The sequence below is a fragment of the Leeuwenhoekiella nanhaiensis genome (assembly GCF_002744755.1).
GTDB classification, from domain to species: domain Bacteria; phylum Bacteroidota; class Bacteroidia; order Flavobacteriales; family Flavobacteriaceae; genus Leeuwenhoekiella; species Leeuwenhoekiella nanhaiensis.
This window is the reverse complement of the sequence record NZ_KZ319293.1, coordinates 135225-152622: the sequence shown is the minus strand read 5'-3', so window position 1 is coordinate 152622 and position 17398 is coordinate 135225. Positions and strand designations below refer to the sequence as shown.

The following is a 17398-nucleotide window of genomic DNA, read 5'->3' as shown; positions in this document are numbered from 1 at the left end:
ACTTGATAGCGCTTCAAGGAAATTAAGAATTTACGCAGGCTTTGAACTAGCTGTATCATTCAGTTGCGGGTATAAAACGTTCAATAGCTGTATTTTTCAAAAAATAAGCCCGTAATCAGTTATCTGATAGTACAAATGACTAAAACGCCCTTTTTACCCCCTCTGCTGAATTAATGATACCCCTCAAGCCTGAATGGCTAAACTAAATTTGATTACCAGATCCAAAAAATCAGATTATGTCAAAGTATTGTATCGGCCTTTTAGGTTTTATGCTGTTTCAGCTTTCCTGTAAACATGTCCAGGAACCCAGTACTACCCGAACTAATGCCTCTCCAGATGCCCTGCCCAACATTGTCATTTTTTATGTTGATGATTTGGGTTATGGTGATTTAGGCGTATACGGTGCTCAGGGCGTTAGTACTCCTAACGTAGATAAGCTTGCCGCAAATGGGGTGGTGTTTACCGATGCGCACAGTACTTCGGCTACTTGTACGCCTTCGCGATATTCTTTACTTACCGGGCAGTATGCTTTTAGAAATAATGCTTCGGTTTTACCGGGTGATGCTCCTTTAATAATTGATCCCGATCTGGAAACTTTACCAAAAATGCTGAAGCGGTCCGGTTATCGTACGGGAGTAGTGGGTAAATGGCATTTAGGTCTGGGTAACGGGGATGTAGATTGGAACACGACGATCAAACCGGGCCCCTTTGAAACCGGTTTTGACTATAGTTTTCTAATTCCCGCAACCGGTGACCGGGTTCCTTCAGTATATGTAGAGAATGACAGGGTAGTAGGGCTGAGTAAAAGGGAAGCGCCTCTTGAGGTAAATTATTCCAGGAAAATAGGAAATCTTCCGGATGGTATACAAAACCCTGAACTATTGAGGCAACCGGCCGATCCCGAACACAGCAATACCGTTGTAAATGGAATAAGCCGCATTGGGTTTATGACCGGGGGAGATAGTGCATATTGGAACGATGAAGATTTTGCAGATGTTCTTACGGCAAAAGCAGACACTTTTATAAGCAAAAAAGCAGAGCAGCCTTTCTTTTTATATTTCTCCTTTCATGACATTCACGTTCCGCGTCTACCGCATCCGCGGTTTCAAGGGAAAAGTACTATGGGCCCCAGAGGAGATGCTATTGTACAAATGGACTGGATCACCGGAAAAGTCATTGAAAGTTTAAAGCAGAAAAATCTTCTTGAAAATACCCTGATCATTTTCACCAGTGATAACGGTCCTGTTTTAAATGATGGTTATGATGACCAGGCTGTTGAACTGTTGGGTAAGCATAAGCCGGGCGGCATATACAGAGGTGGTAAATACAGTGCCTTTGAGGCCGGTACGCGCGTACCCACAATTGTTTATTGGGAAGGAAAGGCTATTGCCGGCGTAAATGAGGCACTTATTAGTCAGGTAGATATTTATGCCTCGTTGGCAAACCTTACTGCATCTCCGTTACAAAAAGGGGAGGCTATTGACAGCAAGGATCTTTCTGATGTTTTACTGGGGAAATCAAACTCCGGAAGGTCTGTTATGGTTGAGGAGTCTTTTACATTGGCGCTTCGAAATAAGCATTGGAAATTTATTGATGCTCTACCCAGAAAAAAGGGCCTTCCAACCTTTATAGCCCGAAAAGGTATCGAAGATGGGGCGAGTTATGAGATGCAACTGTACAATCTGAGTCTCGATCCTTCAGAACAGATTAATGTGGCTCAAGTGCATCCCGAGCTAGTCAAAACGCTCAAAAGTCAATTGGATTCCATCAAAGCGGTGAAACCAATTGTAGCGGAGCGCGTAGTACTGGGTAATTGATTTCGAGATTTTGCCTTTCGGCCCTAACGATCCAATTTTAAAATACTAGATAAAAAATACAGAAGCATTTTTTTGTTAGGATTGATTTAACATTATTTTTACTACAACGTTTTCATTCCGTTTTTCATTCGATTTAAAAAACAACTATGCGTACTCTATTCACATTGGTTATTCTTTTCAAATGTTTTGTAATCTATAGCCAATTAGATGAACGCGAGTATATTTTAGAATATATAACTACCAAAGAGGGCTTATCCAATAATTACGTAACCTCAGTGGTTAGCGATAGTCTGAATTTAAAATGGTTTGGCACCGAAAACGGAATTACAAAATACAACGGTTACGATTTTAATGTTTTGAAACCGGGAGATACCTATCCTGAATTTAAAAATGAAAATATAGAAACCCTGTTCATAGACAGTGCTAATAATCTCTGGATAGGTACAAAAAGTGGCGGACTTTCTAAACTTATTATTGAGACGGACGAAATCGTCTCTTACAATGATATTATAGATCTGAATAATCAGGGTGACCTGCGTATTACTGCTATTGCCGAAGGAAAAAAGGATGAAATCTGGGTAGGTACCTGGGAAAATGGGCTGTTTGTTATCAATTCTGAAACCAATGAACTTGTGGAGCATTATCCACTTCAGGGAGCCGTTTATGCTATTAAAAAAGACGCATACGACAATGTCTGGTTTACAAACAATCGGGTTTTGTCAAAATACGATGCTACAGAGAAAAAAATCGTAAAGTTTAATTTCAACAAAAGTGTTTTTGATATTCTTCCCGATGAACGGCGTAATAAAATTTGGGTGACCGTACCCATGACAAAAAATACAAAGCTTTATTTTCTGGACACTAAGAATCAAAAACTGGATTCTATTGAAACTAATGTGACCAGCGACTTTTCTAAAACACTGCTTTTAGATAACTATCATCGAATCTGGATTGGGACCTGGGGTCATGGTCTTTATGTGAGCAATCCCGAGCTTACACGCTTTGAAAAAGTAGATCTCGTCAATCAGGATTTAAACAAAAAGGCAATTAATTATGCCACTATACTTGATTTACATAGGGATGAAAACGACATAACCTGGGTAACCACTGCCTACGGAGGAGTTGTGAAGTTGATTGAAAACGAAGGCTTTCAGAGTATGGGAAGAATTGCCTCCCTTGGTGCTATTAAGGCCAATTTGAACATACACAGTTTGTATGCAGATGACTCGTCGTTCTGGTTGGGCACTTTAAGCAATGGTCTGTATGTGGGAGATAGCGGCGATAATTTGACAAACATTACCGAATTATCAGACTTAAAAATCAATACCATCTACCGTAAAAACAATCTTATTTACGTAGGCACACAAAAAGGATTACACATTTACGATAGAAATACCCGAAAACGCATTTTTGCAGATGAAAACCTGAACAAAATATCGGCCATCTATATAGATTCTCATAATAATCTTATACTGGGAACCCAGCAACGAGGTTTGATGATCGTAAAAGGCGGAAAGTTCAGAGATAAGACTGCCTATACCTATTATAGGGATTCAGAAGACAAGCAGCACAAATTAGAAAGCGACCGCATAACCGGTATTGTGGAAGACAATCAGGGCAATATTTGGGTAGGTACTTATAATGGTGTTCACCTTTTTGATCCCCGAAAGGAAATTTTTTACCATCAATCTCAATTTCTTGAGGGACAGTTGCCCAGCGTAATTATAAATAATCTGTTGCCGGATACCGATTATTTGTGGCTGGGAACCCCGGGAGGTTTGATTAAGACCAAATACCGGGATAAAAAACTGCAGATCATAGAGGAATTTACATCCGATAGGGGATTAGGTAATGATTTTATAAATGCAATGACCCTTGATGCCCAGGATAACCTGTGGTTCACCAATCAGCGGGAGATTGTACGCTTAAGTCCAAATGGAGAAATCGTTTCTTTCGGAGAACTGAATGGGGTTGTGACGACCTCCTTTAACCTACGCTCGTGCTTTAATTTTAATAATGAGACCATTTATTTTGGAGGAAGCGATAACGTGGTTTTTTTCAATCCCGAAAGCATTGGAAAAATGCAGACTACCAGTGAGGTTATTCTTACTAATCTCAAGGTAAATAACAAGATAGTAACTGCCGGAGATGTTGTGAATGGAGAGGTCATACTTGAAAAAGACTTCAGTTATGTAGATAAGATTGAATTAACTCATAAGGACAAGCTGTTTTCCATAGGTTTTGCAAGCAATGATTACCTGGGGAAATCCAATATTAAGTATCGGTATAAGTTAGAGGGATTTCAATCAGACTGGATAGATCTGCAAAGCACCAATGAGTTATTTTTTACAGGGCTTGATGCGGGTAGTTATATACTTAAAGTTCAGGCAACGCGCAATAATATCAACTGGAGCGAGGCTAAAACCATAGCTATTAAAATTCTTCCGGCTCCCTGGTTTAGTATCTGGGCTTTTATAGCCTATTTTTTAGTGATTCTCGTAATAGCTATAATTCTGATTGATTTTTTCCGAAGACAAAACCGGTTGAAAAATAATCTGGAGATTATCCGCATTGAGAAAGAAAAACAACAGGAACTTAATGAGGCAAAAATTAGTTTCTTCACAAACATCTCCCACGAGCTACGCACTCCGCTAACCCTCATTCTAAGTCCGCTTACCGAATTGCTTGAGGCCAACGATTTTACACCAAAAGTTTCGTATCAGTTAAACGCAATTGAAAAAAATGCGAAACGCCTGCTCAATCTAATTAATCAACTGCTTGATTTTAGAAAAGCAGACCACGGACTTTTAAAACTGCGGGTGGCGCAGGGTAATTTTGTACGATTTGCCAGTGAGGTTTTTCTGTATTTTAAAGATTCCGCAGAGCGAAAAGACATTACCTATACGTTTAAAGCAGAGCCTGAAGAAATAGAATTTCTTTTTGACCGAAACAAGATGGAAATCGTCTTGTGCAATCTGCTTTCTAACGCGATAAAATACTGTGAGCCCAAAGACAAGCTTACCCTTAAAATCAGTAAGAATGATGGCTTTTGTGTTATTCAGGTCAAAGATACCGGGATGGGTATGGATGCCCGGGAACTCAATAACATCTTCGATAAATTTTACCAGATTCAGACTGCACAAACGGCCAAAGTTGTAGGCAGCGGTCTGGGATTGTCCTTTTCAAAAAACATCGTAAACCTGCATCACGGGGAGATTTCGGTAGCCAGTAAGTTGAATGAGGGAACTGTTTTTACTGTAAAACTTCCGCTAGAAAACCGAATGCTGCAAAATGATATAGATACGCAGTTTATGAAGACTGACGATATAGGCGCCTATTCTTCAGACCTTTCAAAAACCTATGTAGATACCCTGCAGGTTAACAGCCAGGAATACACCCTGTTAATCATTGACGATAATGCGGAAATACGCGAATATTTAAAATCCCTGCTTTCTGAAAGCTATACCATTTTGGAAGCGCGTAACGGAGTAGAGGGGCTTGACATCGCAACCAAACAAGTGCCAGATCTTATTGTAAGCGACGTGATGATGCCCGAAAAGGATGGGATTTCCCTTTGTAAGGAATTAAAATCACAAATCAGCACCTCACACATCCCGGTCATTTTACTTACAGCACGCAGTTCTACTGTTTTTGAAATCAACGGCTTAAACACAGGGGCTGATGATTATATAACCAAACCCTTTAATGCCAATGTTGTTAAGGCCCGTATAAACAGCCTTTTGGAAAACCGAAGAAAACTTCAGGAACATCTGCTCAATAAAGTACGCTTTGAACCTACAAAGGCAGATGTAAATGCCACGATAAAAGATCCTGAAGATGATTTTATTGAAAAGGCCATCCTACTGGTTGAAGATAACCTTCAAAATCCGGATTTCGGAATTGAAAATATGGTAGATGAACTCTATATGAGTCAATCTACACTGTATCGAAAAATCAAATCACTCACCGGCTTATCCCTTACCGCTTTTATTCGGTCTATACGACTCAAAAAAGCAGCTCAAATTATTCTTACTTCAAACACCAAACTGAGTCATATTGCCTACGAGGTAGGATTTAATGATTATAAATATTTTAAGAAATCTTTTGTAGATCAGTTTGATTGCCTTCCTTCAGAATACCGGGATATTAAAAAGTCAAAAATAAAGCAGGTATAGCCTGTAAAGCGTTGATTTTACTGATATTGATTGATTTGTACCCTCTCTTGAATGATATGCCCTGCCTTCAAAATAATGTATTTATGAGTTTTGATGTCATAACTAACTCTTAAGATTTTTAACAAATTGATAAGATTCAAATCTATGCTTATGAAGTCACGAAAAATTACTAAAGACAGAGTGGTCAGCACCAAATTTCTGTTTTTGATTTTGCTGGGTTTTTTAGGAGTCCCCAACCTAAGTCAGGCGATTGCACAGGAGCAATTGCGTGTGACCGGTACCATTACTTCGGAAGAAGATGGGATGCCTCTGCCTGGCGTTACAATTATTGACACTAATAATACAACTAATGGTGTCAGTACAGATTTTGATGGAAATTATGAAATCACGGTACCCTCAAACACCTCCCTTACTATAAGTTATGTGGGATTTCAAACGAAAACGATTAAGGTGTCCGGGCGTAACGTGATTAATGTGACTTTATCTACAGATGTAGCCGCATTAGATGAGGTTGTCGTTGTGGGTTACGGTACACAGAAAAAAGTAAACCTAACCGGTGCCGTAGAGACCGTTACCTTTGATGAGGCGGTAAACCAACCGGTAACCCAATCGGGCCAGTTGCTTTACGGAAGATTTTCGGGGGTGCAACTTACGCAAACCTCGGGTAACCCGGGTGCAGATGCTTCTTCTATAAATATCAGGGGTATAGGAACTTTTGGTAATAATACTCCTTTAATAGTGATAGATAATATTCAATATGACAATCTTGCAGCTTTCAATAACCTTAATCCATCAGACATTGCAAGTGTAACAGTTTTAAAAGATGCCTCTGCTGCTGCTATTTATGGTGCGCGAGGTGCTAATGGGGTTATTTTAGTAACTACAAAGCGAGGTAAAGCCGATACCTTTGAGATAAGGTATAATGGATATTATGGAATACAGGAAGCCACTGTTAAACCAGAATTTTTAGGTTCATTAGATTATGCCACCCTAATGAACGAGAAATATAGAAATCAGGATGGCCCCGGTTTTTTACCGCGCTATACTGATGAACAACTAGAAGCCATTAGAACAAGGTCTTTACCTGATCAGTTTTCGGAGACCAACTGGGCAGATGTGGTTTTAACCTCGGCACCGGTAATGAATCACAATTTCTCATTTTCAGGAGGTAGTGAAAAAACCACATACCGGGTTTCATTTGGATATCTGGGGCAGGAAGCTATAGTACGCAGTAAATTTCGCAGTGACCGCTACAACCTCAGTTTGAATATCAACTCCAAGATGAAGGAGTGGTTTAGCATCAGTAGTGTTACAAATGCTTTTTGGAGACATAATGAAGGTCCTACAGGAGGTCAGAATGCCTTTGATGGGGATAATGGGATCATCTATTCCTTTCAGCGCAGCGCACCCACCATTCCATTATATTACAGCAACGGGGAGTATGGTGTTGTTGACGGAGCTTACCTGAATACAAATAACTCCTTCTTAACCCAAAACCCATTACGAAGAGGATTTTTAGGAAATAACGAAAGTGATAATATAAATATCAGTGAACGTATTGGGCTGACCTTTCAATTTACAGAAAATCTATCTTTTGAAACCAGCGGAAGTGCCAATATTATTTATGGTTTATCATCAGATTTCGCTCCAAGACAAATCGTAAATGATTGGGAAGGAAATGTAGTCATCAATAATGAATTGAACAATTTGAATAATTCTACAAACTTTGAATACCGTCTCCTTAACGAGAATATTTTACGGTATGAGAAGACCTTTAATGAAGTACATAACTTCGGAGCCTTACTCGGTCATTCAGTTTCTTATTATAAAGATGATGGCTTCTCAGGCCAGTTAAGTGGTTTTCCTACTGATAATCTGGAGGAATTTAATGCTGGAGGTGTGGTTGACCCCGCAGTATCCGGTAGTGCTCTTGAGGAAGTGTATCAATCTTTCTTTGGAAGAGTGAACTACAACTACAAAGGAAAATATCTTGCAGAATTTAACCTGAGAAGGGATGCCTCTTCAAAATTTGGGCGAGATTACCGTTACGGAACTTTTCCCTCAGGATCAGTCGGCTGGAGGGTATCTGAAGAAGCATTTATGGAAGATGTTGACTTCATTTCAAACCTGAAACTAAGAGGAAGTTGGGGTATAAGTGGTAATGACCGCATTGGTAATTACATCTTTTCTCAGACCTACAATCCGGGGATAGATTATGTTCTGGGTAACGATAATACGGTAGTTGGGGTAGCTATAACCAGCCTGGCAAACCCGTCCATTAGATGGGAAGAAACCGAGCAATATGATATAGGTATAGATTTAGGTCTATTTAATAACAGACTTGAGATTGTCTCTGATTATTTTAAACGAAATAGTACAGATATCCTCTATGGTAATTTTCCCATACCAAACACCCTGGGAATTACAAACCTAGCCGCTCAAAATGCCGCTTCGATGGTAAGTGAGGGGATTGAATTAAATCTTAACTACAGAAACAATATAGGTGGTGTTAAGTTTAGTGTAGGTGGAAACCTGACCAAGTTTTTAAATAATGAAGTAACCGGTCTGGGTGACGGCGGAGAAGAAACCATTACTAACATCAATATCATTCGCGTAGGAGAGCCCTTTAGAGCCTATTATGGTTATCAGGCGATTGGCGTTTTTCAGAGTCTTGAAGAAATAGCTGATGCTCCGGTTCAGTTCAACAATGCGCTTACTGGGCCTGGTGATCTACGTTACGCAGATATATCAGGACCCGATGGAGTTCCTGATGGGGTAGTAGATGCTAATGACCGTACTATTATAGGAAATCCCAACCCTGATTTACTCATCAATTTTAATGGTTCTGTAGAATTTGGTGGCTTCGATTTTAATTTCCTTTTTCAGGGAGTGAGTGGTGTTGACAGGCTTTTACAGGGTAATGGTAACTTACCAATAGAGGACAATCGAAGTAATGTTTTGACTTATTGGTTAGGAAGATGGACTCCTGAAAATCCCAGCGCTAATTTACCACGTGTGGGAGGTCAGAATAACGGCATCGTATCTTCATTTTATATTCAGGATGTTTCTTACTTGAGATTGAAGAATATCGAATTGGGATATTCATTACCCAGATCTTTAACCGAAAGAATACTGGTAGATGATTTACGCTTCTTTGTAGGCGGACAAAACCTCCTAACCTTTACCGGTCTTGAGTATTTTGATCCAGAAGGGGCAAATGGTGCTCAAAGCAATAGAAATGCGCCTCTTTACAAGACATTCACATTCGGCGTTAATTTAAAATTATAACAGAGATGAAAAAGATACTTATAGCATTTATCATAGTTCTCACCACTACAAATTGTAGTCAGGATTACCTGCAGCGCGAGTCCCTAACACAAATAGCAGAAGGTAACTTCTGGCAATCTGAAGCCGATGCTTTTCTTGCACTCAATGCTGTTTATTCAACACTTCAGTCCCGATCGTTATACGGTGGTAATTTAAATGGTTTTCAAGGTATCCCCGGCTACGACGGTATAGGAGATAATGCCTACACCCAATTTGAATATGAAGGTCCGGCCCTATTTATGGAAGGAACTATGGATCCTACTCACGGAATGATTCTCAACCTGTGGAATAACAGCTATCAGGGAATTGCCCGTGTAAACTCTGTAATACAAAATGTAGAAATCATTTCTGAAGATCTGGTTTCAGCAGAAACGAAAGAGGGTTTATTAGGACAGGCCTATTTTCTAAGAGCCTTGTTTTACTTTAACCTTTCAGTCTATTTTGAAGATGTTCCTTTGATTACTGCTCCACAAACTTTAGAGGAAGCGTATGTATCAAAGAACACCTTTGAAGAGGTAACGGCACAAATCGTTGAAGATCTTAAACTGGCGGTTGAATATCTTCCGGAGGCTCAGCCTTCGGGACTAGAGGGTTACGCGACTAAAGGTGCGGCATTAGGCCTATTTGCACGAGTGCAATTATATAATAAAGTATATGAAGGTCCTGAGGGTGTGATTGAGTTGACTAACCAACTTTTAGGTCTTAATTACGACTTGCACCCGGATTACGGAGCGCTTTTCACCCCTGAAAATGAATTGTCTCAGGAAGTTGTTTTCGCTGTGCGGTTTTTGAGAGGAGATGACACCGCAAATGGAGAGAATTTTAGTGCTACTTTCTTAGGTACTCCTAAGGTTGATCAACGGCCTATGCCAAATTTAGTTAATGACTACTATTGCACAGATGGTCAGCCTATATCAACTTCACCCTTGTACAGCGCTGCTAATCCTAGAAATAATAGAGATCCCAGAGCTTTGGCGACTATTTATTTTAGAGGCGACCAATATCTTGTTGAGCCTGCGCGCACATTCACCGGTAACAGTCCTACGGGCTTTGGCATGCGTAAATACATAAGACGTGGACCTGATGCCGAAGGTAACGCCGTTTTTGGCGATGGTTCACAGGATTTTTACGTCATTCGCTTTGCTGATGTACTGCTTATGAGAGCAGAAGCTTTAACTGAAACCGGAAATATAGACGGGGCAGCAGCACTGGTTGACCGGGTACGGGCACGTGTAAATATGCCCAGTGTGGCAGAAGCCGAAGGAACTGTTAATCAGGCGCAAATGAGAGCTATTGTAAGACACGAGCGCAGAGTAGAATTAGCTCTTGAAGGACTGCGTTTTATGGATCTTAAACGCTGGGGAGATATTGAAGGGGGTATTCAGCGGGCCAGTTCAGATCCCGTAGGGCCTTATGCGCCGCAATATTTGGGAAGACGATCGGAGGTATTCCCCATACCACAATCTGAAGTAGATGTAAATAAAAACTTAGTGCAGAATCCTGCATGGCAATAACATAAAATCAAAGAGTTATGAAAAATTATTTAGCAATAGTAATAGCAACCGTTTTACTAGTAAGTTGTGAACCTAATGTCATTGGTGACTTCGAGGATACCGCGACAACACCTCAGGAAACCGATGCGGCTTTAGTTACCAAAAAAGGAGTAGCTTATACCAATCGGGCTAAAGCCTGGTCGCATAGAACCAGTGAGTTAGGAGCGCACTGGATGTATAGCTGGGGTAATGAGTTGCGCGAGGAAATACCTGATAATGTAGAGTATGTACCTATGTTTTGGGGGAAAGGCTCCGTAACTGATGACAATATATCCCGTATTAAAGGCTTGATCGCAGAAGGCAAAGTGAAGTATGTATTAGGGTTTAACGAACCTGATGGCGCAGATCAGGCAAATATGAGCGTTGATGAAGCCATCGCCTTATGGCCTAAAATTGAAGAATTAGGAGTCCCCATCGGTTCACCGGCCACAGTAAATCCTGAAAATGCTTGGATGGTCGAGTTTATGCAAAAGGCTGAAGCTTCAAATTTAAGGGTAGATTTCATTACCGTTCATTCCTATGGGGGTTCTAATGTCCTGAACTTTATCAATAAACTGAAAAATACTTACAACGCATATGGTAAGCGACCTATTTGGGTCACCGAATTTGCCGTGGCCGACTGGAATGCTACTTCACCTGAAACAAACCGTTACAGTCAGGAAGAAGTCATATCATTTATGCAACAAGCCACACAGGCAATGAACAACATTGAATGGGTGCATCGCTATGCCTGGTTTGATGGAAGACAGGCTCCGCTTTATACTTCATCGCTTTTTGACGAAGATTCAAATATCACAACCGTTGGAGAGGTTTATGCAGCCATCAATCGCAATGAAAACATTGGTCCGGGGCAGGATACCGAGTACACCCCACCGGTAGACGATAAAGAATTAATGGTTAATGGAGGCTTTGAAAGTGGTGAGATCGCTCCCTGGGCAGGTTTCAAAAACGGAGTTGTAGGCACTGGTGCGGGACCACGCACCGGTAATTTTGCAGGTAGAATAGAAAATGGAGACGGTTCTTTGGTTTATGTTGCAGCTGCTGAACCCGGTAAAACCTATATCCTGAATTTTTGGACCAAATGGCTTTCAGAACCGGCAAATACCATTTCTGCTAAAATACGAAACGATGCAGGCAATGCCTTGCTATTTTCGGCACCTGACCTTGCAAAAACAACTGAATGGTCTGAGACTTCGTATGAGTTTACAGTCCCCGAAGGAGTCACTACACTAAGATTTGTGTTTTACAAGGCAAATGGCTTTCCACCCTTATTTTTAGATGACGTTTCTTTTAAACTAAAGGAATAAATCAGATATAAAGGCTTCTACTTTAAGGTAGAAGCTTTTTTTAATCGGTTTTAAATGCTTCATTCGTTTATGCGTAAATCATTCCATTTTTTAAGTCTAACTATTTTAGGTGTATTGCTTTTTACACCTAAACTCATTGCTCAGGATGCTGAATCTCAGGCCTTAAAAACGCAGCCTAATATAATCGTCATTCTCGCAGATGACCTGGGTTATGCGGACGTGGGTTTCAATGGCAGTACAGATATCCCCACACCAAACATTGATCGTATTGCCAGAGAAGGTGTAAAATTTACCAACGCCTATGTAAGCTATGCGGTTTGTGGACCCAGTCGCGCCGGTATTTTAACCGGCAGGTATCAGGATCGATTTGGCTTTAGTAGAAACCCATTATTAGCTCCTAATGATCCCAAAATGGGTTTGCCTTTAAGTGAAGAAACTCTAGCCGATGCACTCGGTAGAGTAGGTTACAAATCGGTCGCGCTTGGAAAATGGCATATGGGTGCACACGAATCACTGGTACCTCGCAAAAGAGGCTTTACTGATTTTTTTGGGTTTTTAAGCGGAGGACATCAATACCTTCCGGAGTTGTGGACGCTTAATGATCTTACCGAGGCCCGCACGCAGTATGATGGATACAATACCAAACTGTTGCGCAACGAAACCCGCGTTGAAGAAACCGAATATCTTACTGATGCCCTTTCGCGCGAAGCGGTTAACTATATTCAGCACTATAAGGATGCTCCATTCTTTATGTATCTCGCATACAATGCACCGCACGCTCCCTTACAGGCTACTCCGGAGTACGTGGAACGTTTTGATCACATCAAAGATCCTAAACGCAAAATTTATGCGGCTATGGTAAGCGCGATGGATGATGGCGTGGGCCGTGTTTTAGAGACCTTAGATTCGCTAAAACTTGCAGACAATACCCTCGTCTTTTTCCTTTCAGATAATGGTGGCCCGGAGCACGCTAATGCTTCAGATAACGGCCTATTGAGAGGGGAAAAGGGCGATTTGTTTGAAGGTGGAATTCACGTACCCTTTGCCTTGCGCTGGCCGGCTCGCCTTGAAGGTGGAAAAACCTACGAAAAGGCTATAAGTGCCCTGGATATTTTCGCGACTGCCATAAATCAAACCTCAGAACCTATTCAAACCAAAAATACGCTTGACGGAGTAGATTTAATACCTTACTTGACCGAAGCGAACTCCGGAGATCCGCACCCGTACTTATTTTGGAGAAAATTTGATCAGGAAGAGTATGCGGTTCGGGCTGCTAACGGTTTGAAGTTTGAGATTCAGAAAAACCAATCCTATCTCTTCGATCTTCAACACGATTTGGGAGAAACCAATTCGATTTTAAAGGAGCGTAGCGAAGATTCCCGCTCCCTTAAAAAACAGTACAGCATCTGGAATATGGAGATGAAAGACCCTGTTTTTTTGGGTCTTTTACAGGATAAGCTGTACAGCAGGCAAAATCCTAACCGGTTCACAACGAATTAATAAGCTATATTTATTGACTATGAGAATACCAAAAAAACATCTATTTTATCTGTCAGCCTTTTTCGTAATGCTTACTTTTTTCGGTTGTAAAAACGAAGAGAAAAAGCAGGAAGTAATGCCAGAAACGGTTGCCAAACCCAATATTATCATCATTTATGCTGATGACTTAGGCTATGGCGATCTTACTTCTTATGGTGCCACAGCGCTGCAGACGCCCAATATGGATAGATTGGTGAATGGTGGAGTTAAGTTTACTAATGGCTATGCGTCTTCGGCAACCTGCTCCCCAAGCCGTTTTGCTCTGTTGACAGGAATGTATCCCTGGCGGAATGAGAATGCTAAAATTCTTCCGGGAACTGCTCCTTTACTTATTGACACCGCTCAAATGACCCTGCCCAAAATGCTGAAGCAGCAGGGGTATCAAACCGGCATTGTAGGAAAGTGGCATTTGGGATTGGGTAACGGTAACGTTGATTGGAATGCAGAAATTACCCCGGGGCCTAATGAGGTAGGTTTTGAGTATAGCTATATTATGGCGGCGACTCAGGACCGGGTTCCCACGGTTTATATCAAAAATGGAAGGGTAGAAAACCTCGACCCAAATGATCCTATTCAGGTTGATTATGATAAAAACTTTGAGGGAGAACCCACAGGTCTGGACAATCCGGAACTGTTGAAGATGAAATGGCATCACGGGCATAACAGCTCCATCGTAAACGGCATTCCGCGTATAGGTTTTATGAAAGGCGGAGAGCAGGCAAAATGGGTAGATGAGCAAATGGCCGAAAATTTCTTGTCGAAAGCTCAGGACTATGTAAAATCTAATAAAGACAAGCCCTTCTTCTTATACTACGCGCTACAGCAACCTCACGTACCCAGGACTCCGGCTCCTGAATTTGCAGGCAAGTCTGGTATGGGACCCCGTGGAGATGTAATTCTGGAAGCCGACTGGTGTGTGGGCGAATTTCTCAAAACTTTAGAAGAAGAAGGCCTTTTAGAAAATACACTCATCATTTTAAGCAGCGATAACGGGCCTGTTTTAAACGACGGGTATTACGACGATGCGGTAGAAAAATTAGGCGATCATAAACCTGCAGGTGATTTACGTGGTGGTAAATACAGCCTGTTTGAAGCCGGTACACGTGTACCTTTTGCGACTTACTGGCAGGGGACTATTAAGCCACAAACCAGTGATGCGGTGGTTTCACAGATAGATTTGTTGAGTTCGCTTGCAGATCTGGTGGGCAGTACGATTACCGGGGAAGACAGTCAGGATTTATTGACGACTTTTTTAGGCGAAAGTCAGGAGGGCAGAGACAATCTTATTCTGGAGGCCACAGGCCGTACCGCGTTAAGATCAGGTGATTGGATATTTATTCCTCCCTACAATGGCGTTGCGGTTGCTGAGCAAGTCAATATTGAGTTGGGTAATGCTAAACAGAATCAATTGTATAATCTGTCTGAAGATTTAGGACAGCAAATGAATTTAGCTGAAAGCAATCCGGAAAAGCTGGAGGAGTTGAAAGCGATTTACGAGAGCATACGCGGTAAAACGACGACTGAAGTACAAGAACTGGAGTTAAAATAATGAGTTTACACGTACAGATGAAATACCTTCCCAATCTGTATTTTTTGGTTTTGATTATTCTTTTTAGCCAAACAATTTGCGGCCAGCAAAAGCCGGTGCAAAAGGCCGAAAAGCCAAATATCTTATTTATCCTTGTTGATGATCTAGGCTATGGGGATGTAGGCGTATTTTTTCAAAATGAACGAAGGAATAGAGGAGACGATTCAGAACCCTGGATGGCAACACCTCATTTAGACCAAATGGCTTACGAGGGTGCGATGCTTACCAATCACTACGTGCCTGCACCGGTTTGTGCGCCTTCCCGTGCTTCTCTTCTTAGTGGTTTAAGTCAGGGCCATGCTAACGTTAGGGATAATCAATTTGATAAAGCACTGGCCAATAATCATACTTTGGGAAGCGTCTTGCGGCAGGCGGGATATACCACTGCATTAATTGGGAAATACGGGTTGAAATGCAGCGCTAAATGGTCTGAAAATGGAGATTCGTGGCCTGCACAGCCCTTAAACAGAGGCTTTGATTATTTTTATGGGTATATGCGCCACGGCGATGGTCACGAGCACTATCCCAACGAAGGTATTTACAGAAGCCCTAAAACCGTATATGAAAATACTACAGCGATCAATACCGGTCTTGACAAATCCTACACGGCTGATTTATGGACTGCAAGAGCTAAAAAATGGATTACAGAACAGGTGAAGGAAGATGACAAACCTTTTTTTATGTTTTTATCCTACGATACACCGCACGCGGTACTTGAATTGCCCACTCAGGAATATCCGAAAGGGGGTGGACTTGATGGCGGATTACAATGGCTGGGCAAAGTGGGAAAAATGATCAACACGGCGAGTGGTACACCAGACTCGTATATACATCCTGATTATGCGAAGGCCACTTACGATCACGATAATAATCGAGAAACGCCCGAAGTAGTCTGGCCTGAGACCTATAAACGCTATGCTACCAGTGTTCGCAGAATAGATGATGCACTAGGTGATATTTTTAAATTATTGAAAGATTTGGATATCGATGAAAACACCCTGGTTGTTTTTACATCCGATAATGGTCCGTCCAGAGAATCCTATTTACCCGAGGGATATGTAGAAAATACTCCGGACTTCTTCAACAGTTTTGGTCCTTTTGACGGAATCAAAAGAGATGTGCTTGAAGGAGGTCTGCGAACACCCTTAATTGTAAGATGGCCGGCCCAGATTGCTAAAAATAAAGTAGTAGAATCACCCAGTATCTTTTACGACTGGTTACCTACATTTACGGAAGCGGCAGGATTAACGCCACCAGCAAATACAGATGGAACTTCACTGCTTCCGGCGTTAACCGGCAAGGGAGATCAGCCCGAGAGCTTGGTTTACGTTGAATACTTTCAGGATGGTAAGACCCCGGGATACAGGGAATTTGCACAAAAGAATCAAAACAGGCAGCGTGGCCAAATGCAACTATTGCGAAAGGGGAATTACGTGGGCCTGCGTTATGATGTGAAAGCTGCCGATGCTGATTTTGAGATTTATGATGTGACCAAAGATAAGCAGCAGACACTTGATCTGTCAGGCTTAGATACTCTGGCTTCCCTACAACAGATGATGAAAGAGGAGGTATTGCAGTTGCGAATAAAAGACACGTCAGCCCCCAGGCCTTATGATGATATACCAGTACCTGCTCTAAGGGATTTTGAGGTAGTCAGAGGTTTTATGCTGAAAGAATTTGAAGGAGAATACACTTGGCTTCCCAAGCTCGATCTTATGCATTCTGCTAACCAAAAAAATGTGTCTGATTTTTCAGATTTGCAAAATTTGAAAGCCGGTTTATACCTTATAGAAGCCTATATTCAAATCCCGGAAGAGGGTAGCTATACTTTTAATTTCAAGGTAGCGGGTAAAGGAGTAGTACGACTTCATAAAGCACTGCTTTTTGACGGAGATTTTAATTATGAATCAAATGAAACCCTTGAAACCAAAATTGCACTCAAAAAAGGATTACACCCCATTCGAATTTATTTTAAAACTAACCACAGTTCGGGAATGCCTTTTAATTTTAGCTGGAGCCTAAATACTAAACCCAAAGTGCAAAGGTTGGATGGTTTATTCAGAAAACGATAATTCAGTTGCCAGAACTGGCT

General features: G+C 41.4%; 8 protein-coding genes. All 8 read left to right on the top strand.

What is annotated here, in order from left to right:
• Positions 1 to 236: 236 nt before the first annotated feature.
• Positions 237 to 1817 (top strand): sulfatase family protein, encoded by a 1581-nt coding sequence (locus CJ305_RS13425; RefSeq protein WP_099646801.1) that lies wholly within the window; start codon positions 237 to 239, stop codon positions 1815 to 1817.
• 146 nt (positions 1818 to 1963) lie between these two features.
• On the top strand, positions 1964 to 5992 hold the full coding sequence (locus CJ305_RS13420) for a two-component regulator propeller domain-containing protein (protein WP_099646800.1): 4029 nt from the start codon (positions 1964 to 1966) through the stop codon (positions 5990 to 5992).
• A gap of 150 nt (positions 5993 to 6142) precedes the next feature.
• Positions 6143 to 9280 carry a SusC/RagA family TonB-linked outer membrane protein gene (locus CJ305_RS13415; protein WP_189319450.1) on the top strand — a complete coding sequence of 1046 codons (3138 nt, stop codon included), beginning with the start codon at positions 6143 to 6145 and terminating at the stop codon, positions 9278 to 9280.
• 5 nt (positions 9281 to 9285) lie between these two features.
• Positions 9286 to 10833: a RagB/SusD family nutrient uptake outer membrane protein gene (locus CJ305_RS13410; RefSeq protein WP_099646798.1), complete on the top strand. Its 1548-nt coding sequence runs from the start codon at positions 9286 to 9288 to the stop codon at positions 10831 to 10833.
• Positions 10834 to 10850: 17 nt separating this feature from the next.
• The gene (locus CJ305_RS13405) at positions 10851 to 12179 is read left to right on the top strand and encodes a glycosyl hydrolase (RefSeq protein ID WP_099646797.1); all 1329 of its coding nucleotides are present in this window, start codon (positions 10851 to 10853) and stop codon (positions 12177 to 12179) included.
• Positions 12180 to 12233: 54 nt separating this feature from the next.
• The gene (locus CJ305_RS13400) at positions 12234 to 13679 is read left to right on the top strand and encodes a sulfatase-like hydrolase/transferase (protein ID WP_223248874.1); all 1446 of its coding nucleotides are present in this window, start codon (positions 12234 to 12236) and stop codon (positions 13677 to 13679) included.
• Between the two features lie 67 nt (positions 13680 to 13746).
• Positions 13747 to 15267, top strand: a complete 1521-nt coding sequence (locus CJ305_RS13395) for a sulfatase family protein (RefSeq protein ID WP_099646795.1) — start codon at positions 13747 to 13749, stop codon at positions 15265 to 15267.
• Positions 15267 to 17378: a sulfatase-like hydrolase/transferase gene (locus CJ305_RS13390; protein ID WP_099646794.1), complete on the top strand. Its 2112-nt coding sequence runs from the start codon at positions 15267 to 15269 to the stop codon at positions 17376 to 17378. Before CJ305_RS13395 ends, CJ305_RS13390 begins: the two co-directional genes overlap by 1 nt.
• Positions 17379 to 17398: the final 20 nt, after the last annotated feature.

What these genes read in the sequence shown, in the direction of transcription:
- CJ305_RS13410 (WP_099646798.1), top strand. Translation starts at nt 9,286, where the DNA reads ATGAAAAAGATACTTATAGCATTTATCATAGTTCTCACCACTACAAAT.
- CJ305_RS13425 (WP_099646801.1), top strand. Translation starts at nt 237, where the DNA reads ATGTCAAAGTATTGTATCGGCCTTTTAGGTTTTATGCTGTTTCAGCTT.
- CJ305_RS13395 (WP_099646795.1), top strand. Translation starts at nt 13,747, where the DNA reads ATGCTTACTTTTTTCGGTTGTAAAAACGAAGAGAAAAAGCAGGAAGTA.
- CJ305_RS13405 (WP_099646797.1), top strand. Translation starts at nt 10,851, where the DNA reads ATGAAAAATTATTTAGCAATAGTAATAGCAACCGTTTTACTAGTAAGT.
- CJ305_RS13420 (WP_099646800.1), top strand. Translation starts at nt 1,964, where the DNA reads ATGCGTACTCTATTCACATTGGTTATTCTTTTCAAATGTTTTGTAATC.
- CJ305_RS13415 (WP_189319450.1), top strand. Translation starts at nt 6,143, where the DNA reads ATGAAGTCACGAAAAATTACTAAAGACAGAGTGGTCAGCACCAAATTT.
- CJ305_RS13400 (WP_223248874.1), top strand. Translation starts at nt 12,234, where the DNA reads ATGCTTCATTCGTTTATGCGTAAATCATTCCATTTTTTAAGTCTAACT.
- CJ305_RS13390 (WP_099646794.1), top strand. Translation starts at nt 15,267, where the DNA reads ATGAGTTTACACGTACAGATGAAATACCTTCCCAATCTGTATTTTTTG.